The following is a 19921-nucleotide window of genomic DNA, read 5'->3' as shown; positions in this document are numbered from 1 at the left end:
CATATTTCTAGAGTGAGTGATTCACAGCCCCACCCTCACTTTAGAAATTGGCGAGGCTTCTTAGAATACCCTTACAAAGATCAAAGTTGATAATAATTATCGTTAGCATTAAAGTAAATTTTCCAGTTAAGGAGGATTTACTATGTCACATACATTTCCCGCTCTGCCTTACCCGTACGATTCACTAGAGCCGTACATCGACGCGAAAACCATGGAAGTGCATTACAGCAAACACCACAAGACGTACTTTGATAAGTTTGTAAATGCCGTTGAAGGGAGCGAGCTCGAAACTCAGTCATTAGACGAGATCTTTGACAATATCTCTAAGCTCAGTCCAGCAGTACGTAATAATGGTGGCGGCTATTACAACCACATCATTTATTGGAATTGCATGTCACCAAACGGTGGCGGAGAGCCTCAAGGCGCGCTTGCTCAAACAATTAACGATAAATTTGGTAGCTTTGCGCAATTTAAAGAGGCGTTTGCCCAAGCAGCCATCAATACCTTTGGGTCTGGCTTTGCATGGCTGATCGTAAAAGATGGTGAGATTCACATTACGTCCACCAGCAATCAAGATAACCCTCTGATGGACGTAGTGGATGTGCGCGGTGAACCAATCCTCGCATTAGACGTGTGGGAGCACGCGTATTACATCAGCTACCAAAACCGTCGCCCAGAATATATTGATGCGTGGTGGAACGTCGTCAACTGGCGAGCAGTTGAAGAAAACTATGCTCACGCTCTCTTATAAAGAGCATCGCTACTTACGGTATTAACATCCGCGCTAATGCCTGCTTTCATACCCAGGTCAATCTTGCTTGAATCTCGCATATTTCGGTGACTTGGGTATATACTGCCCCTCTCTTTGACCAACTCTATTTCAATACCATGTTTGATATCGCTTTATACGAACCAGAAATCGCGCCGAACACCGGCAACATCATTCGACTATGCGCCAACTGCGGTGCAAACCTTCACTTAATTGAACCTCTGGGTTTCGATCTTGAAGAGAAAAAAGTCCGCCGTGCTGGTTTGGATTACCATGATTTAGCTCGCGTAACACGCCATAAAAACTATCAAGCGTTCTTAGAGTATTTAGAGACAGAGAAGCAAGGTAACTACCGATTGTTTGCCTGCACCACCAAAACCACAGGTCACCACGTTGATGCACAATACCAAACGGGTGATGTTTTGATGTTTGGTCCAGAAACTCGTGGTTTGCCTGCTGAAATCATCGATAGCTTACCAATGGAGCAGCGTATTCGTATTCCAATGATGCCAGATGCGCGCAGCCTAAACCTTTCGAATGCCGTTGCGATCATTGCTTTTGAAGCATGGCGTCAAATGGGCTTTGAAGGCGCATTGTAAGCAGCACGAATTCCAAATACAGAAAAGGGCGCTTGGTGCGCCCTTTTGTTTTCTTTACTGTCTAACTCAATCAGTTGAGCTTGTTGCGATCATCATCGTCTTTACGCTCGTATTCCCCTTCGAAGGTATTGCCATTATCTGACTGGGAATCAAATGGGTCACGACGGAACGGGTCTTGCTCAAATGGCCCCTGGTTAGAGAAACCACCTTGGAAGCCACCGCCATGCATGGTTTTCACCACCATTTTGCTCATCAAGTATTTAGCTATCGCGGCGCGTGGCGCAGGAAGCAACACCAACATACCAAGGGCATCGGTCATAAAGCCCGGGGTTAACAGTAGCACGCCAGCCACCGCTAGCATTACGCCTTCAAAAATTTGCTGGGCTGGAATTTCACCTTGTTCAAGACGCCCCTGTACTGACATCAGTGTTTGTATACCTTGGCTACGAACCAACGATGCACCAACAAATGCCGTGATTAAGACTAGTGCAATGGTCGGCCATAAACCTAAAAAGCCGCCCACCTGAATAAATAAGCCGATTTCAATGATCGGAACAAAAATAAACGCTAATAATAAGATAGGAAACACACGCCCTCCTTTGTTTAATTCAGTGTAATGGTAAAAGCAGACTAAGCTCAAACGAATCGTTGTAAAAAAGCGTGTTCATACTGGTCTCCTTCTCTTTTAGACAAAGTAGCGGGAGCGCGTTTCATTCAATTGCGTACCGATTTTTTCGTGCTTTTAAAGTGCTAATTTCGAACTCTAAAAACTCATGTTTGTCGAGGAAAATCGAGTACCCATAAAGGGTTATTAATAACCCGTTCATACTTTGCAAATTATTGACTCATTAAAAACGAAAAAGGTGATCTAGTTACTATTTTTATGCGCTAGGTGCAGTATCATGTGCCACATAAGTCAGGACGGATTTTCCAGCCAAAAATTCTGATGAATGGATTCTAGATTGCAGAAATGGCTAATAAATAACTTTATTATCAGAATTATCATCTAAGGATCCTGCTATGGCTACCCTATCTGATGCTCCAAAAACAGCAAACCCAGCCACTCGTATTGAAGAAGATCTATTAGGTCAACGTCATGTCCCTGCAGATGCGTACTACGGTATTCATACGCTACGTGCGATCGAGAACTTCAACATCTCTAATATGACCATCTCTGACGTACCAGAATTTGTACGCGGCATGGTAATGACCAAAAAAGCCGCAGCGTTAGCAAACAAAGAACTTGGCGCTATTCCAAAAGACGTTGCAAACTACATCATCGAAGCGTGTGATTTGATCCTAGAAACTGGCAAGTGTATGGATCAGTTCCCATCAGACGTATTCCAAGGCGGTGCAGGCACTTCAGTTAACATGAACACGAACGAAGTGATCGCAAACGTTGCGCTTGAGTTGATGGGTAAAGAGAAAGGCCAATACGAATTTGTTAACCCAAATGACCATGTAAACAAGAGCCAATCAACCAACTGTGCGTACCCAACAGGTTTCCGTATTGCGGTATACAACAGCGTACACAAGCTAATGGAAGCAATTGAGTACCTAAAAGGCGCATTCGAACTTAAAGCCGTTGAGTTTAAAGATGTACTGAAAATGGGCCGTACTCAGCTTCAAGACGCAGTACCAATGACAGTAGGTCAAGAGTTCCATGCATGGGCGGTAACACTAAACGAAGAGATTCGTGCTCTAGATTACACATCTAAACTCCTCCTAGAAATCAACCTAGGCGCAACCGCAATCGGTACTGGTCTAAATACACCAACTGGCTACCAAGCGCTTGCAGTAAAACACCTAGCGGAAGTAACAGGCCTTGACGTTGTTGCAGCAGAAGACCTTATCGAAGCAACGTCTGACTGTGGTGCATACGTAATGACTCACGGCGCGCTAAAACGCCTAGCAGTGAAACTATCGAAGATCTGTAACGACCTTCGTCTACTTTCTTCTGGTCCTCGTGCGGGTCTAAATGAATTGAACCTACCTGAAATGCAAGCAGGCTCTTCAATCATGCCAGCTAAAGTAAACCCAGTTATCCCAGAAGTAGTAAACCAAGTTTGCTTCAAAGTTCTCGGTAACGACAACACGGTTTCTTTCGCAGCAGAAGGCGGTCAGCTACAGCTAAACGTTATGGAACCTGTGATCGCACAAAGTGTGTTTGAGTCTATCTCTCTACTACACAACGCGTGTGTGAACCTACGTGATAAATGTATCGACGGCATCACTGTGAACAAAGAAGTTTGCGAAAACTACGTTTACAACTCTATCGGTATCGTCACTTACCTAAACCCATACATCGGCCACCACGAAGGTGACATCGTAGGTAAGATTTGTGCAGAAACTGGTAAGAGTGTTCGTGAAGTCGTGCTAGAGCGCGGTCTGCTTACAGCAGAGGAGCTTGATGAAATCTTGTCAGTAGAAAACTTCATGCATCCTACTTACAAAGCAAAACGTTACGAGTAATAACGAATCCGAAGGGGGCCACTCAGGCCCCTTTTTTAGGCTCTCATACGGTTAACCACATTTTTTATATGCTTTTATTGCCGCTAAACCACTAGGTTCTCATTCTCTGAGCATTTACTCCTGTTCCTGAGTGTTCAAAAAATCAGAATCAAATAAAAAACTAAAGAGGTATCAATATGGTCATGGTCGAACTCTTCGTGGTTCTGCTCTTCATCTATTTGGGGGCAAGAATCGGTGGTATCGGCATTGGTTTTGCCGGTGGTGCTGGGGTCATTGCGTTGTCTTTGATCTTGGGCGTACCAACAAGCCAAGCTTACATTCCCGTTGACGTAATTTTGATCATCATGTCTGTAATCACCGCTATCGCAGCAATGCAAGTAGCTGGTGGTTTAGACTGGATGGTGCAAGTTGCTGAAAACTTTTTGCGCAAGCATCCTGAGCGCATCACCTTTTATGCGCCTATCGTAACTTACCTAATGACATTAATGGCGGGTACTGGCCACACGGCATTCTCTACTTTGCCAGTGATTGCAGAAGTAGCGAAAGGCCAAGGCGTGCGCCCTTCTCGTCCACTGTCTATCGCGGTCGTAGCATCGCAAATCGCTATCACCGCATCACCAATCTCAGCGGCTGTTGTAGCGTTCGCGGCAATGCTGCACCCATTTGGCGTTGACTACCTAACACTACTAGCAATCTGTATTCCAACGACGTTCATCGCGTGCATGATCGGTGCGTTCGTGGCGAATTTCATGGGCTGTGAGCTAAAAGACGATGCTGAATACCAAGAGCGTCTAGAAAAAGGCTTAATCAAGCTAAATACAGAAGCAAAACGCGAAATCCTACCAACAGCGAAGAAAGCAACCTTCATCTTCCTAGGCGCAATCGCATTTGTCGTGTGTTACGCAGCAGCAATTTCTGGCTCAGTAGGTCTTATCGAGAACCCTGCTCTAGGCCGTAACGAAGCTATCATGACGGTAATGCTAGCAGCTGCGGCAGCTATCGTAATGAGCTGTAAAATCGATGCTGGCAAAATCCCAGCCGCAGCAACATTCCGCTCTGGTATGACAGCGTGTGTGTGTGTTCTTGGTGTGGCATGGCTAGGTTCTACGTTCGTTAACGCGCACGTTGACGGCATCAAAGAAGTTGCGGGTGCGCTACTAGCAGACTACCCATGGATGCTAGCACTCGTTCTATTCTTCGCTTCAATGCTGCTTTACTCACAAGGTGCAACCACGGTTGCGCTGATGCCAGCAGCACTAGCAATCGGTGTCGCACCACTTACCGCAGTTGCATCTTTCGCAGCAGTAAGTGCGCTATTCGTGCTGCCAACTTACCCAACGCTTCTAGCAGCGGTTGAGATGGACGACACGGGTTCAACTCGTATCGGTAAGTACGTATTCAACCACCCATTCTTTGTACCTGGTGTGGTAACCATCGCTTCTGCGGTAGCACTTGGCTTCGCATTCGGTGGTCTACTGATCTAGTAGAAACAGAGTCTTACTCGGGGAGCTTCGGCTCCCTTTTTTATTGCCTGTTGTCTTGATTTATGCTCAATAAATCTTCATTTTCATGAAACTTATTGACTCGCCTCCGGGTCTGATTGAGTTACACTAACGGCAATTATCTAAGATGAATTGACTCTTTTATGCGCGCATTACTTTCCGTTTTACTCTTAGGGCTCATTACCTTTTCCACTCCGTCTTTAGCTTTATTTGGCAAAGACCAGTTTAACAGTAGCCAGAACAACAGTTTTGGTAGCAGCAGCGACAGCTTTGTTCCGGTTGATCAGGCGTTTCCATTTAACTTCTACCAGCAAGATGACAAATTGATGCTCGATTGGCAGGTACGTGACGGGTACTACCTATATCAAGAGCGCTTGTCTGTAGCTGGTGAGAAAGTATCGCTAGGCGAACTGCAAATGGAAGACGGCACACCGCATAAAGATGAATTCTTTGGTGACGTGCATATCTATACTCAACCTCTCTTCGTTAATGTACCAATGCATGATTGGCAAGACGGTGCGCGCGTGGTGGTGCAATACCAAGGTTGTGCGAAAGCAGGCTTCTGTTACCCGCCAGAAACTCGCGTGATTCCTATCAGCGCGTTTACTTCGTCGAACTCAGATTCAACAACGGCGACAACTGCATCAAAAGCAGAACAGGCACCAACAGCAACGCCACCAGCGGCGCAATCATCTACGTCTGGTGACACATCATCGGCGCCAGTAACACAGCAAGATAGCCTTGCAGCCAACCTTGCTGATAACTGGTGGACACCACTTCTGTTCTTAGCGCTTGGTGTGGGCTTGGCGTTTACACCTTGTGTGCTGCCGATGTACCCAATTCTGACCAGCATAGTGCTTGGCAGTGGCAAACTAAGCCAACGCCGTGCGCTAGGCTTGTCATTCGTCTACGTGCAAGGCATGGCGCTGACTTACACCCTACTCGGCCTTGTGGTGGCATCTGCAGGTATGCAGTTCCAAGCGGCAATGCAACACCCTTATGTGCTGATTGGCTTGAGCGTACTGTTCATCGCACTCGCTTTGTCTATGTTTGGTCTGTACTCATTACAGCTACCAAGCAGCGTTCAAACATGGTTGAATAACTTAAGTAATAAGCAACAGGGTGGCAGCAGTGCAGGCGTATTCGCCATGGGGGCGATTTCTGGACTGGTTTGTTCTCCTTGTACCACGGCACCTCTGTCTGGTGCGCTACTTTACGTGGCACAAAGCGGCGATTTGCTGACGGGTGGTATCGCGTTATACGCGCTGGCGATGGGCATGGGTATTCCGCTTATTCTTGTTGCAGTCTTCGGCAACAAACTGCTACCAAAAGCAGGTGGTTGGATGGACCGTGTGAAAACACTCTTCGGCTTTATTCTGCTTGCCGCGCCTATCTTCTTACTAGAACGCATCATGCCAGAAATGTGGTCAACGATTCTGTGGTCAGCACTGGGTATTGCTGCTTTTGGTTGGCTATACCACATCAAAAACAGTCTAGAGTTTGGTGGCTGGAAACAAAGTGCCGTGGGCATAATCGCCGTCTTAGGTTTGCTAGCCTCAGCACAACCTATCTTAAATTACTGGTTTGGCAACAGCACAACACAAACTCAGCAAGCCACTGTTAGCTTTACTCGCATTGCTAACGTGGCGGAGCTTGAAGAACAACTGGCACTTGCGAAAGCGGCAGGTAAACCCGTCATGCTCGATTTCTACGCCGATTGGTGTGTAGCATGTAAAGAGTTTGAAAAGTACACCTTCCATGCCCCAAGCGTCGAAGCCAAACTGCAAGACTTCGTTCTTCTGCAAGCGGACGTGACCAAAAATCAAGTGCAAGACATCGAACTACTGAAGCACATGAATGTACTTGGTTTACCAACAATTGAGTTTTGGGATGCCAGTGGCGAACACGTTTCAAACGCTCGTTTGACGGGCTTTATGCAAGCCGAGCCTTTCTTAGAGCATATCAAGCAGTTCTGATAACCAGATATTCAAACGCCGGTGATGTCCACTGGCGTTTTTTATTGCTCAGATTTGAATAAGAACATTGCGTTTATATGCAATTTTCCTAATAAAAGTCGATTTGGTTCAGACTTTTAGCGAATAAATATTGTCCACTCTCTCAAAGCTGGACAATAATAAATTTAACGAAATAGTCAAAAGTGTTTAACGTCATGGATTCGACCTACACCATCATTATTGCAGATGATCACCCACTCTTCCGGAATGCCTTGTTTCAATCTATCCACATGGCTATTAGTGGTGCAAATTTGCTGGAAGCGGACTCACTCGACGCACTTCTGGCTTTGTTGGAGCGAGAGGAAGAGCCAGATTTAGTGCTATTGGATCTCAAAATGCCAGGAGCAAATGGTATGTCTGGCTTGATTCATTTGCGAGCAGAGCATCCAGATTTACCTATCGTCGTCGTTTCAGCGAGTGAAGAGCCGGCGATCGTGACGCAGGTGAAAAGCCATGGTGCGTTTGGTTTTATTCCCAAGTCCAGCGACATGCGCGAATTAGTGAACGCACTCAATCAAGTGCTGAATGGCGACCCATATTTCCCTGAAGGGCTGATCACCAATAACGCGGCATGTAATGACTTAGCGGAAAAGATTGCTGCGCTAACACCACAGCAATATAAAGTGTTGGGAATGTTGTCCGATGGCTTGCTGAACAAGCAAATCGCTTACGAATTGAATGTTTCAGAAGCCACCATAAAAGCGCACATGACAGCTATTTTCCGTAAGCTCGGTGTAAAGAACCGCACGCAAGCCGTGATTATGCTGACGGAAATGAGCGACTAGATTGACGTCTTATCGTCAGACTTACTTTTTTCGTTTGGCAATCGGATACCGACTTTAGTGACCTGCTGATCAACAACATCAGCGACGATCCAATGCAAACCTTGCCACTCGAAATGGTCTCCCAATACTGGCGTGCTACCTAATTGCTCTTCGACAAGGTTTCTCAAACTTTTATCCAGCGGTTCATCCCCCAGATTCAAACCATACATCACGGCAATATCGGCAAGCTTCACTTCAATATCTAGGAAGAAGTCACCGAAGAATCGCGCTAACGACGCTTTCTCTGGGGCTTCACTAAACAGTAAGCTCAGTGCATCTAAATCCTTTTCTTGTGCTAATACACACAAGGTATCATCTTCCTCAAGGCGCGTACTGCCGGATGGGTGCAATAGCTCTTTACTGCGAAATACAGCGGCGATACGCGTTCCTTCCGGCATCGAAAGACTACGTAATGGCTCACCAATGCACCATTTATCTTCTTTAAGTCTATAGATAAACAGCTCCCACTCACTGGTCGGGTAAATCTCTACACCCGTACGCGAAATTGGCTCAGGCTTAGAAGGTAGCTCGACCTTTGCAAGAGACATCGCCTTAGTCAACGTGCCCCCTTGTACTATCAAAGACACCATTACTACAAAGAATGCCAAATTGAAGTACAGTTGAGCATCTGGCAACCCTGCCATCATCGGAAATACCGCGAGGATGATAGGTACAGCGCCACGCAATCCTACCCAAGAGACAAACCACTTTTCACGTGGCGTGAAACTCTTGAATGGCAGTAAACCAATCCAAACTGAGATTGGTCGGGCAAACAAAATCATCCCGAAGGCAAGCGCAAGACCTGGCAACGCAATAGAGAGTAAATTAGATGGTGTAACCAACAAGCCAAGCACCAAGAACATACCAATTTGAGCTAGCCACGTCATACCATCTAAAACATGAAGAATAGAGTGTCGGCTGCGTGTTGGACGGTTACCTAATAAAAGACCAACAAGGTAAATCGACAAAATACCACTGCCACCCAAAGTGTTAGATAAAGCAAAAATAAGCAAGCCACCACTGACCGTTAAAATAGAATACAGCCCATCTGGTAATTGATTGCGATTGATAACTTTCCATAAGATCCAGCCACCAGCGAAGCCAAGTAACGCGCCGATACCAAACTGCTTAAGAAAACTGAACGCCAAAAAGCCCGCACTTAAATCTGCGCCAGGGTTCGCTAAAATAGCAATCAGAGTTACGGTCAGAAACACCGCCATTGGGTCATTGGTGCCGGATTCAATTTCCAGCGTTGAACCAACACGTTCGTTCAGGCTACGACCTTTGAGTAGAGAGAAGACCGCGGCAGCATCGGTGGAACCAACAATCGCACCAACCAATATGCCTTGCAATAAATCTAAGTCGAATAACCACGTTGCCATCAGCCCGGTCAAAATGGTGGTGATCGCAACGCCAAATGTCGCCAAAGAGACCGAGGGCCATAACGCAACCCTAAAGCTGGCGACCCGCGTTCTCATCCCACCATCAAGCAAAATGATGGCTAATGCGAGGTTACTAACCAAATAAGCGATGGAAAAGTTATCGAATAAAATGCCGCCTAAGCCGTCTTCCCCCGCCAGCATTCCAACGGCTAAAAATACCAAAAGAATTGGGATTCCCAACTTAGAAGACACTGGGCTTAAAAGAACGCTAAGTGCGATTAACAACGCACCTATTAGAAAAAAACTGTTAATGGTGTCTGCGTCCATTCTCACCCTCCCTTAATGAAAAACGATAATAATTGTGATGAGCAAGGCTACTTCGTTAATGAGGTAATGCCCTAATCTGCCTCCCCTTTACACCGTCTCAAAATGCGAGGTTGTACGAGAATGACTCAGTTATATTACTTTATTGTGCGTTAAAACGGTGATTTGATGCGAAAACTTTATGTAAATAAATTACTTGTGATCTTTCTTATCTACGCCTTCTCTCTTTAAGAGCCACAAGATCACCACCAATATTTACACAGCATCTCCAAATTCAATGAAGAAAAGATTAATGGCCCGTCTTAATCATGCTTGTTTATCCAATCAACCTTTAGACCTTTGGCTAACTTAACAGTTTATTAACATAACATTTTACCCCTTTATTCGCTGCAAAAGCCCATAGCATGGCGGTTCTTCATTTTTAACACCCCGACTAAAGTTGAAAAGAGTTATTGCCAACACCTTGCTAATGTACATATTGAAACATTTCATTAACAACAATACCAATCGTAAGGAGACGGCAATGGCATTTGAAAGCGAAGAAAGAGCCAAAGCCTATTGGGACAAAAACGTGAAGCTCATGATCGGCCTAATGGTCATCTGGTTCGTCGTGTCTTTCGGCTGCGGCATCTTATTTGTCGACGTACTAAATCAATTTCAACTAGGCGGTTACAAACTCGGTTTCTGGTTTGCTCAACAAGGCTCCATCTATGCCTTCCTAGGAATTATTTTCTATTACGCATGGAAGATGCGCCAAATTGACCGTGAATTCGGCGTGGACGAATAAGGAGTCACTCAGATGGATTTGAAAACTATTACCTACCTGGTCGTTGGCGCCACGTTCATCCTGTACATCGGGATTGCTATTTGGGCTCGCGCCGGCTCAACCAAAGAGTTTTATGTTGCTGGTGGCGGTGTAAACCCGATTGCAAACGGTATGGCAACCGCAGCCGATTGGATGTCCGCAGCGTCGTTTATCTCAATGGCAGGCTTAATTGCCTTCATGGGCTATGGCGGCTCAGTATTTCTAATGGGTTGGACTGGTGGTTACGTTCTGCTTGCGCTGTTGCTAGCGCCTTACCTACGCAAATTTGGGAAGTTTACGGTGCCAGAGTTTGTTGGTGAACGCTTTTACTCCAATACCGCACGTATCGTAGCGGTTGTTTGTCTTATCATCGCATCAGTGACTTATGTTATCGGTCAGATGAAAGGCGTGGGTGTTGCGTTTGGTCGCTTCTTAGAAGTGGACTACTCCACTGGCCTATTAATTGGTATGTGTATCGTTTTCATGTACGCGGTTCTTGGCGGCATGAAAGGCATCACTTACACGCAGATTGCTCAATATTGCGTACTCATTCTTGCTTACACTATCCCTGCAATCTTTATCTCTCTGCAACTCACTGGTAACCCAATCCCACAAATTGGTCTGGGGAGTACCATGGCTGGTACCGATGTCTATCTACTCGATCGGCTTGACCAAGTGGTGACCGAACTCGGATTCAGTGAATACACGACCCAAGTACGTGGCGACACACTTAATATGTTTGTCTACACCATGTCACTGATGATTGGTACTGCCGGTCTACCACACGTAATTATCCGTTTCTTTACCGTGCCGAAGGTTCGCGACGCACGTACATCAGCAGGCTGGGCTCTGATCTTCATCGCAATCCTTTACACTACAGCACCAGCGGTATCAGCGATGGCTCGTCTCAACCTAATGAATACGGTAAATCCAGCTCCGGGTCAGCACCTAGCGTATGACGAGCGTCCTGCGTGGTTCAAAAACTGGGAAACAACTGGACTACTCGGTTTTGACGATAAAAATGGCGATGGCAATATCCAATACACTTCAGATGCGTCCACCAACGAACTGCGCGTTGATAACGACATCATGGTATTGGCTAACCCAGAGATCGCTAAACTACCAAACTGGGTGATCGCACTTGTGGCAGCAGGTGGTCTTGCAGCTGCACTATCTACCGCAGCAGGTTTACTACTCGCCATTTCTTCAGCTATTTCCCATGACTTAATCAAAGGGGTTATCAATCCGAACATATCCGAGAAAAAAGAGCTACTTGCTAGTCGAATATCAATGGCAGTAGCGATAGCAGCCGCAGGCTATCTCGGTTTAAATCCGCCTGGATTTGCCGCAGGTACGGTAGCACTCGCCTTTGGTCTTGCCGCTTCATCCATCTTCCCTGCATTGATGATGGGCATCTTCAGCAAGAGCATCAACAAAGAAGGCGCAATCGCCGGTATGATTGCAGGTATCAGTATTACGCTGTTCTACGTATTCCAACACAAAGGCATCCTTTTCGTTGCTGATTGGAAATATCTAGAAAGCTGGGGAACAAACTGGTTCCTGGGTATTGAGCCAAACGCGTTTGGTGCTATTGGCGCACTATTTAACTTCATCGTCGCATTCGCTGTCTCCAAAGTAACAGCAGAAACGCCACAAGAAGTAAAAGACCTAGTCGAACACGTTCGCGTGCCAGTAGGTGCTGGTAGTGCAGTGGATCACTAAAAACTAATCAAAACCACAAAAGCCCCGTTTGGAACCAGCCGTCCGGGGCTTTTTTATTCTCACTTTTCAGTTACCATATTCGCAGTATGTCGTTGCAAGGAAGCCAAGATGTTCAAAAACAAGCACTTTATTCTCGCTCTACTGATTGCGCCAGTTCTCTCTTTGATCGCTTACTTCGGTACCGATATGGCCCTCAGCGAGAAACCCCACGCGGCGCAAGAAGGGGAAACTTACAAACTCGCGAGTAAGTCTAATTGTCGTTACACCAGTGGTCTGTGTGATATGGAAAATGGCGATTTTAAAGTGAAATTTCGCTCTGAAAAACTCACTAAAAATAACTTAGAATTGTCACTCAACGCCGCTTACCCACTTGAAGGGGTTAAAGTTTCTATTGTGAGTGACAAAGAGAAAAACGCTCAACCGATTGATATGAAGCCCGCCGATCAAGCAGGCCAAAGCTGGTACATCACCTTACCAAAGCCTGCATCTGCAGAAAGCTGGTTAAGAGTCGTCATTCAATCAGGCGGCACACTATATTATGGTGAAACACAAACCGCATTTGTGAAGTACGAAACCTTATTTACTGAATAACGGCGACAAGCTAATTCACCGGTATTCAAACGACAGTGACTTAGTTTCACTCAGCATAAATGAATTCCTACTCAGCCGACGCCTTTGCGTCGGCTTTTGTTTCCGTAAGTCTTTCTTCAACAACCTCTTACTCTAAAAAGGGTTGCCAACTCACAATTTAATTGATAATAATTATCATTACATTTAATGAGAGGTGGTTATGGACAACAAACGGGACATCTTTAACGCATTTTTTAAAGCCCAAGATAGATTCCTTCTCGCCGCACCACATGGCTTTGAGCCAGACGTGATTCATGACTATATTCATTGGGGAATGGTGTTGTCTTCTTGTTATGAACACGATGCCGATGAAGAAAATCTATTGTTGTGTGAGCTGTTTTTACGTCAGGTTTATTTCCATTTACTAGACGCAATTCAAGACTCAACTCGCAGTCGTATCTTCCGTCGTGTCTGTCTCGATTCTATCCATACGCCATTATTCTGCCTCAAACGCTATTACTACCAGTTTGAACAAGGCGACGTGAAATTTCTCGCACTACAACAACAATTACGCCTGATTCAAATCTCACTCGATTAACCAAAAGGATCCCTACCATGAGCACCGAATTCCGCATAGAAACTGACAGTATGGGCGAAGTAACGGTCCCTGCAGATGCTCTCTACCAAGCTCAGACTCAACGCGCCGTCGATAACTTCTCATTCAGTCAACATAAAATGCCATCTGGTTTTATCAAAGCGTTAGCACACATCAAGCAGACTGCGGCACTCACCAACGCACAGCTAGGGCTGCTTGAAGGAGATATTGCCAACGCGATTGCTGACGCAGCTCAAGCAATTATCGAAGGCAATCATATTGAGCAATTCCCAATTGACGTGTTTCAAACGGGATCAGGCACTAGCTCAAATATGAATGCGAATGAAGTGATTGCAACACTGGCCTCCCAGCATCTAGGCGGCACTGTCAGCCCTAATGATCACGTCAACATGGGGCAAAGCAGTAACGATGTGGTACCAACGGCCATTCAAGTTAGCGCAGCATTAGCCATCGAAAACCAGCTCTTCCCGGCACTGTCACACCTCAGCCAAACACTAGAGTCTAAGCAGCGAGCATTGAAAAATGTTGTAAAAACCGGTCGCACCCACTTAATGGACGCGATGCCAATTACCTTTGCTCAAGAACTTGGCGGTTGGCAGTTCCAAATCGAGCATGCAAAACAAGCGATTGAACAAGCTCTTCCTGCTGTAAAAGCCTTAGCCCAAGGTGGTACGGCAGTTGGAACGGGGATCAATGCCGATCCACGCTTTGCAGACTTATTCGCTAGCAACCTAACCCAGTCAACTCGTATTCAGTTCACGGCCAGTGATAACTTCTTTTTCAATTTAAGCAGTCAAGATGCGATCGTCGCTCTGTCGGGACAGCTCAAAACAGCAGCAGTTGCGATCATGAAGATCGCAAACGATCTTCGTTGGATGAATTCAGGCCCATTGGCTGGTTTAGGTGAGATTGAATTACAAGGCTTGCAACCGGGTTCTTCCATCATGCCTGGCAAAGTAAATCCTGTGATCCCAGAAGCCGCAGCTATGGCATCAGCGCAAGTCATTGGTAATGACACCACCATAACCGTCGCAGGCCAAGCGGGCAACTTCCAGCTTAACGTCATGCTGCCAGTTATTGCTCATAACGTATTGGAGAGCATCGATTTACTCTCTAACAGCGCAACCGCTTTAGCTGACAAAGCCATTGCGACGTTTGAAGTTCGCCAAGATAACTTGGATGTTGCACTCGCCAAAAACCCAATTTTGGTCACGGCTCTCAACCCGGTCATTGGTTACCTAAAAGCGGCAGAAGTCGCGAAAAAAGCCTACAAACAGGGACGCGCGATTATTGATGTCGCGGAAGAAGAAACTGATTTGGATAGAGCCACACTAGAGCGATTGCTTAATCCAGCCAAACTGACCCAAGGCGGCGTCGCAGAATAAACGGCAAACTCAGCCTATCAACTAAGATTACAAACATCGAGACCTCCATTCGGAGGTCTCTTTTTATAGCTATTTTTCAAACACTCCAATCCTAAGCGACTCGATTGAGCACCGAACGCAGCTTAAGCGGCTTAACTGGCTTAGCAATAAAGCTGAACCCATTTGCTTTGATGCCATCAAGCATATCATCGGTACGATCTGCACTGATGATGACGCCTTCAAAGCTGTGGCCTAATCTCAGGCGGCATTGCTGTAGCACTTCTAAACCAGTACGACCATCATCAAGTCGGTAATCGGAGAAAATTACATCCGGAATCCAACCATCCTCAAGCGCTTGTAGACTTTCAACTAAATCAATCGCAACTCGTGTATCGCAGCCCCATCGGGAAAGTAAGTTTTCCATGCCGACTAGAATGTCAGGCTCATTATCGACACATAGGATTCTCAGATGACCAAGTTCAGATTGCTTACTCATTGCCACGTGAACTGGATGAGGCTGAACATGATCAGCTTTATCTAGGGTGATGGAAAAAACACTGCCTTTTCCAACCCAAGAGCGCATCGAAATTTCATGCCCAAGTACCTGAGCAATTCCTTTCGAAATCGCCAAACCAAGTCCGAGACCTTGGTCGGAACGAACTTGAGTTCCGCGATTAAACTCTTCAAAAATCTCTTGCTGCTTCTCTTCTTCAATCCCCACTCCATTATCCCATACATCAATACGCACTCGCCCTTTCACGCGGCGAACACCGAGTGCGACTTTGCCATTCGGGTTATAACGAAACGCATTGGTCAGGAAGTTTTGCACCACACGGCGCAGCAGTTTGGGATCCGACTTAACCATGAGTGAGGACGGAATCATGGTGAACTCTATACCTTGCTGTTTGGCTAACGCACTAAACTCAGCATTCAAATTCGATAACACATCATTTAACGCAAAGCCATGCACGTTGACTTCCAACTTGCCCGATTCCAAACGCGAGATATCCAGCAAATCTCCAATTAAGTCTTCGGCAGCCTCTAAAGCACTTTCAATGTGTGCTGACAGCTTTTTGGCTTCGCTGTCTTTGGCGACTTCCGATAGTGAAGATGCGAATAGACGCGCCGCGTTGAGCGGTTGCATCAAGTCATGGCTTACTGCCGCCAAGAACCGTGATTTGGACTTCGATTCCAAATCCGAGCGCTGCGTCGCTTCCACCAGCTGCTTGTTAAGTTGTTCTAATTCTCGAGTCCGCAGACGTACCCTTTCTTCCAATGTCTCGTTGGCGTCTTTCAGTGCTTGCTCTGCATCACGGAATACGGTGATGTCGGTAAAGCTCATCACAAAGCCACCACCTGGCATTGGGTTACCTTGCACCTCTATCACGCGACCATCGGGACGAACCCGAGAAGAGGTGTGCCGAGTTCCTTGCTCAAGGTGATAAACACGGCGACGAACGTGGTCATCAGGGTCACCAGGGCCACACAACCCCTGCTCTGCATTGTGCCGAATCACATCCGCAATCGGTCGACCTACTTGAATCAGGCCTGGCGGAAATTCAAAGAGTTCTAAATAGCGTTGGTTCCACGCTACCAAGCGTAGTTGCTTATCGACGACCGCAATACCTTGTCCAATATGCTCAATCGCGCCTTGGAGTAAACCCCGACTAAAATCGTACAGTTCAGAGGCTTCATCGACGATAGTCGCCACCTCTTCAAGCTGCATGTTTCTTCCTTGCAGAGCGGAAGTAAGTACTAACTTAGCAGAAGATGCTCCAAATACCCCTGCTAGCACACGCTCCGTATGCCGAATCAGAGAAGATGGCGCTTGTTGATTCGGCATTAACTCTTCTCGTTGCTGGCTCCAGTAGGCTTGAAACGCCGCTTTAACTCGCGTTCGTCCTACAAATCTGGACGCTAGCATTTCCAGTTCTGCAACCGTAACGCGGCTCTGGTACAGACTCATATTTTCGCTTTCAGGCAGCGGTGTACCAACGAATGATGCCGATTGTAAGCGCTCACTTAGGCTTGGTCGGGTAGCCATAGAAACCACAACAAAACACACTGCATTAGCGACCACGCTGAGGATCATCCCCCAATCTGAAATCGCGATATCAAAACTAGCCAATACCTCTGGTGGTGTAATCAACCAGATCAGGAAGTTATTACTGGCGTCTCCGGCAAGCATGTCTGTTTGGCTCATTAACGTAATCAACCAGGTAGCAAAACCCACCGCGAGGCCAACATACACACCTTTCTTATTCCCTTGACGCCAATACATACCGCCAACCAGCGCAGGAGCGAATTGCGTGATAGCCGCGAACGAGAGAAAGCCGATAGCAGAAAGTGAATGAATGGTGTCCAACGCTTGATAGAAACACCACGCGCCAATCAACAAAACTAAAATCAAACCACGGCGGATCCGCAGTAATAATTCAGAAAAATGGTGGTGGTTACGCTGCGTCAGTCGCATGCGACGCAATAGCAATGGCATAACCAAGTCATTCGAGACCATGATCGCTAAGGCAATCGTCGATACGATAACCATGCCGCTTGCCGCTGAAGTACCGCCTAAAAACGCAAGCAAGGCGATTTCACTCGCCCCTACCGACATCGGCACACTGATGACATAAGTATCAGGCGAAGCGCCACTCAAGAGACCTTGCCCTACCCACGCAATAGGTAAAACAAAAATCCCCATTAAGATCAGATAAATGGGGAACAACCAACGAGCCACATGCAAATCTTGAGCACGTTCATTTTCTACCACCATCGTATGGAATTGTCGCGGAAGGCAAACGATCGCCAGCATGGTCAGTACAGTATGAATCAATATAGTCGGGATATTTGGTGACTGATACGTCTGCGCGGCAACATCAAGTAAGCTCAAACTCTCGGTGTTCATCGCCAACCAAACAATGAAGACACCAACAACTAAAAAAGCCAGCAGTTTGATAATGGATTCGAAGGCAATTGCCATCATCATCCCACGATGGTGTTCCGTGTTATCAATGTGGCGGGTACCGAATAGCATCGTAAAAATCGCCAATGCGACCACAACAAACCACGACACGCTATCGTTTTGATAACCAAAATCAGTAGCCAGCTCTGGTGCAATAATTTCAAGCCCCATAGTGATACCACGCAGCTGTAAAGCGATGTACGGCAAAATTCCCGCAACCGCTATGAGCGTAACAACCACGGCCAAACCTTGGGATTTACCGTAGCGTGCTCCGATAAAGTCAGCAATCGACGTGATGTGTTCCCGTTTAGCAATCAAAATAAGCCGAGCTAAAACGCGCCATCCGATGGTAAACACTAAAATGGGAGCAATATAGATGGGCAAGAAAGACCAAGGATTACTGCTGGCCTGCCCGACCGTGCCGTAGAAGGTCCATGATGTACAGTACACCGCAATGGAAAGGCTATAAATCCAAGGCCGCCAGCGCGCTAGCCACCTTTTCTGAATGTCGCCGTACCACGCGATGATAAATAAAGCTCCCAAATACGCTAAAGAAACGGGAACCACCAGCCATCCTTGCATCCGATATCCTTTCTTGCCTTTCTTGCTACTTTTAAAGCAAGAGAATAAAAAAACCTCTCCATGAGGGAGAGGTTTCATTTAACACTGCTTTGATAACGGAGACAAAGCTTAGTTTTTAACCTTTGTTACATAAATCTAATTCTGTGTTTCAAGTGGCTTGTCTGATACATCAACCACCTGATGTGGGTCTTGCGAATCAAGCTTGATGAACAGAGCCAATAACCCCATCGCGGCCATGCCCCAGAACACAAGCGGTCCCCAGTGCTCATAACCCCAGCCACTCAATACGGTCATTAACGCGATAAATGCGCCCAACGGAATCGCGTTATACAACGCTTGCAACGCTACGATCTTATTTTCTTCGGAGTTTTGGATATATTGGATCGCGGCAATGTGTGCGGTAGCGAAAGTCACACCATGCAATAGTTGAACAATCACCAAAGCAATAATTGATGTTGTCGACGCCGTAATACCCCAACGCATCATTACACCAACGGCAGCAGCAATAAACAGCGCGCGTATTGACCAACCTACGAATAAACGCTTACTCATTGCAAACACTGCCACTTCTGCGGCCACCCCCAAGCTCCATAAGTAGCCAATGACATCTTCCGAGTGACCAGCGGCCTTCCAGTGAATCGCACTAAAGCCGTAGTAAGCCGCATGACTGCCCTGAATTAGTGACACCAACACTAAGAATTTTAGTATCGGCTTGTCGGTCAAAAGAGCGGTCAGCTTTGGACGTTCTGCGCTTTGCCCACCGTGCGTTACAGGCATTGGGTTAGTCGGTCGCATAGCAAACAGCAACGAGATAAACACGCCGAACATCGCAGTGTACAAGATCATATCGGAGCCAAATTCAGCCACCAGGTAGCCCACTGCCGTCGAGCCTGCGATAAAGGCGATCGAACCCCATAGCCGCGTGCGGCCATAATCGAGCATTTTCAGGCGAGCGTAGTAATTTGCCATCGCGTCCGACAACGGAATAATCGGTCCACAACAAAGATTGAACAACACTGTCGCTAGTGCCATTAACCAAAAGCTACCACCCGTAAAAAAGTGAAATCCAACAAAAAGGAGGGCAGCGAAACTCAACCAACGTAAAGCAGGCATAAGATGTTCGACTTTGTGTACTCGTGGGGTGATCACGATATTGGCAACACAACGTGTCGCAAGGCCTAACCCGACCAGCAAACCGATATCTGTCGAAGATACTCCTTGCTCCTTAAACCAAAGTGACCAAAATGGCAGATACACGCCATACGCAAAGAAGAATCCGAGAAAGTACTGGGAAATCCAGCCATACGGAGAAGGTTTCAACATTACTAATATCCTAAAACGGGAACACCAACGTTCGAGCCGGGAATTATGGATCGCCATGCGTATTATAAAAAGGGAAGAATAAGAAACTTA

Annotated in this window: 15 protein-coding genes; 11 read left to right on the top strand and 4 right to left on the bottom strand. The window is 46.5% G+C overall.

Annotated elements, in window-relative coordinates:
* Positions 1-142: 142 nt before the first annotated feature.
* Entirely contained in the window at positions 143-751 is a 609-nt protein-coding gene (locus tag R7E78_RS18155) for a superoxide dismutase (protein WP_262640704.1), read from the top strand.
* A gap of 137 nt (positions 752-888) precedes the next feature.
* Entirely contained in the window at positions 889-1368 is a 480-nt protein-coding gene (gene trmL, locus R7E78_RS18150) for a tRNA (uridine(34)/cytosine(34)/5-carboxymethylaminomethyluridine(34)-2'-O)-methyltransferase TrmL (protein ID WP_053303025.1), read from the top strand.
* 70 nt (positions 1369-1438) lie between these two features.
* On the opposite strand, the gene R7E78_RS18145 is transcribed toward trmL, so the two are convergent.
* On the bottom strand, positions 1439-1957 hold the full coding sequence (locus R7E78_RS18145) for an FxsA family protein (protein ID WP_033907286.1): 519 nt from the start codon (positions 1955-1957) through the stop codon (positions 1439-1441).
* Positions 1958-2388: 431 nt separating this feature from the next.
* Between R7E78_RS18145 and aspA the strand changes: the two genes are divergently transcribed.
* The 4 genes from aspA to R7E78_RS18125 all read left to right on the top strand — a co-directional run bounded on the left by aspA (position 2389) and on the right by R7E78_RS18125 (position 8142).
* Positions 2389-3840 (top strand): aspartate ammonia-lyase, encoded by a 1452-nt coding sequence (gene aspA, locus R7E78_RS18140; RefSeq protein WP_005382379.1) that lies wholly within the window; start codon positions 2389-2391, stop codon positions 3838-3840.
* Positions 3841-4016: 176 nt separating this feature from the next.
* Entirely contained in the window at positions 4017-5324 is a 1308-nt protein-coding gene (locus R7E78_RS18135; protein WP_005382378.1) for an anaerobic C4-dicarboxylate transporter, read from the top strand.
* 161 nt (positions 5325-5485) lie between these two features.
* Positions 5486-7318 carry a protein-disulfide reductase DsbD gene (locus tag R7E78_RS18130; protein ID WP_262640703.1) on the top strand — a complete coding sequence of 611 codons (1833 nt, stop codon included), beginning with the start codon at positions 5486-5488 and terminating at the stop codon, positions 7316-7318.
* A gap of 194 nt (positions 7319-7512) precedes the next feature.
* Positions 7513-8142: a response regulator gene (locus R7E78_RS18125; RefSeq protein ID WP_005382375.1), complete on the top strand. Its 630-nt coding sequence runs from the start codon at positions 7513-7515 to the stop codon at positions 8140-8142.
* Here R7E78_RS18125 and R7E78_RS18120 read toward each other — a convergent pair.
* Positions 8139-9890: a potassium/proton antiporter gene (locus R7E78_RS18120; protein ID WP_262640702.1), complete on the bottom strand. Its 1752-nt coding sequence runs from the start codon at positions 9888-9890 to the stop codon at positions 8139-8141. The genes R7E78_RS18125 and R7E78_RS18120 overlap by 4 nt on opposite strands.
* Before the next feature lie 520 nt (positions 9891-10410).
* On the opposite strand from R7E78_RS18120, the gene R7E78_RS18115 reads away from it, so the two are divergent.
* The 5 genes from R7E78_RS18115 to R7E78_RS18095 all read left to right on the top strand — a co-directional run bounded on the left by R7E78_RS18115 (position 10411) and on the right by R7E78_RS18095 (position 14985).
* Positions 10411-10674: a DUF4212 domain-containing protein gene (locus tag R7E78_RS18115; protein ID WP_005382373.1), complete on the top strand. Its 264-nt coding sequence runs from the start codon at positions 10411-10413 to the stop codon at positions 10672-10674.
* A gap of 12 nt (positions 10675-10686) precedes the next feature.
* Complete coding sequence (locus R7E78_RS18110; RefSeq protein ID WP_005382372.1) at positions 10687-12414, top strand: sodium:solute symporter family protein; 1728 nt, start codon at positions 10687-10689, stop codon at positions 12412-12414.
* A gap of 108 nt (positions 12415-12522) precedes the next feature.
* Positions 12523-13005, top strand: a complete 483-nt coding sequence (locus tag R7E78_RS18105) for a hypothetical protein (RefSeq protein ID WP_005382371.1) — start codon at positions 12523-12525, stop codon at positions 13003-13005.
* Between the two features lie 199 nt (positions 13006-13204).
* A complete protein-coding gene (locus R7E78_RS18100; RefSeq protein ID WP_005382370.1) occupies positions 13205-13582 on the top strand; it encodes a hypothetical protein in 378 nt (125 codons plus the stop codon).
* Between the two features lie 17 nt (positions 13583-13599).
* Positions 13600-14985: a class II fumarate hydratase gene (locus R7E78_RS18095; RefSeq protein ID WP_262640701.1), complete on the top strand. Its 1386-nt coding sequence runs from the start codon at positions 13600-13602 to the stop codon at positions 14983-14985.
* Between the two features lie 91 nt (positions 14986-15076).
* Here the strand turns inward: R7E78_RS18095 and R7E78_RS18090 are convergent, their stop codons facing one another.
* The gene (locus R7E78_RS18090; protein WP_033907290.1) at positions 15077-18508 is read right to left on the bottom strand and encodes a PAS-domain containing protein; all 3432 of its coding nucleotides are present in this window, start codon (positions 18506-18508) and stop codon (positions 15077-15079) included.
* 135 nt (positions 18509-18643) lie between these two features.
* Complete coding sequence (locus R7E78_RS18085) at positions 18644-19831, bottom strand: 3-phenylpropionate MFS transporter (protein ID WP_262640700.1); 1188 nt, start codon at positions 19829-19831, stop codon at positions 18644-18646.
* Positions 19832-19921 lie beyond the last annotated feature (90 nt).

The organism is Vibrio sp. YT-19(2023), assembly GCF_033337395.1.
Note: the sequence above shows the minus strand (reverse complement) of the source record. Positions and strands in the feature narration are given on the sequence as shown.

Excerpts from the sequence above, each read along its gene's own strand:
- R7E78_RS18155 (WP_262640704.1), top strand. The coding sequence starts at position 143 with ATGTCACATACATTTCCCGCTCTGCCTTACCCGTACGATTCACTAGAG.
- trmL (WP_053303025.1), top strand. The coding sequence starts at position 889 with ATGTTTGATATCGCTTTATACGAACCAGAAATCGCGCCGAACACCGGC.
- aspA (WP_005382379.1), top strand. The coding sequence starts at position 2,389 with ATGGCTACCCTATCTGATGCTCCAAAAACAGCAAACCCAGCCACTCGT.
- R7E78_RS18135 (WP_005382378.1), top strand. The coding sequence starts at position 4,017 with ATGGTCATGGTCGAACTCTTCGTGGTTCTGCTCTTCATCTATTTGGGG.
- R7E78_RS18130 (WP_262640703.1), top strand. The coding sequence starts at position 5,486 with ATGCGCGCATTACTTTCCGTTTTACTCTTAGGGCTCATTACCTTTTCC.
- R7E78_RS18125 (WP_005382375.1), top strand. The coding sequence starts at position 7,513 with ATGGATTCGACCTACACCATCATTATTGCAGATGATCACCCACTCTTC.
- R7E78_RS18120 (WP_262640702.1), bottom strand. The coding sequence starts at position 9,890 with ATGGACGCAGACACCATTAACAGTTTTTTTCTAATAGGTGCGTTGTTA.
- R7E78_RS18115 (WP_005382373.1), top strand. The coding sequence starts at position 10,411 with ATGGCATTTGAAAGCGAAGAAAGAGCCAAAGCCTATTGGGACAAAAAC.
- R7E78_RS18110 (WP_005382372.1), top strand. The coding sequence starts at position 10,687 with ATGGATTTGAAAACTATTACCTACCTGGTCGTTGGCGCCACGTTCATC.
- R7E78_RS18105 (WP_005382371.1), top strand. The coding sequence starts at position 12,523 with ATGTTCAAAAACAAGCACTTTATTCTCGCTCTACTGATTGCGCCAGTT.
- R7E78_RS18100 (WP_005382370.1), top strand. The coding sequence starts at position 13,205 with ATGGACAACAAACGGGACATCTTTAACGCATTTTTTAAAGCCCAAGAT.
- R7E78_RS18095 (WP_262640701.1), top strand. The coding sequence starts at position 13,600 with ATGAGCACCGAATTCCGCATAGAAACTGACAGTATGGGCGAAGTAACG.
- R7E78_RS18090 (WP_033907290.1), bottom strand. The coding sequence starts at position 18,508 with ATGCAAGGATGGCTGGTGGTTCCCGTTTCTTTAGCGTATTTGGGAGCT.
- R7E78_RS18085 (WP_262640700.1), bottom strand. The coding sequence starts at position 19,831 with ATGTTGAAACCTTCTCCGTATGGCTGGATTTCCCAGTACTTTCTCGGA.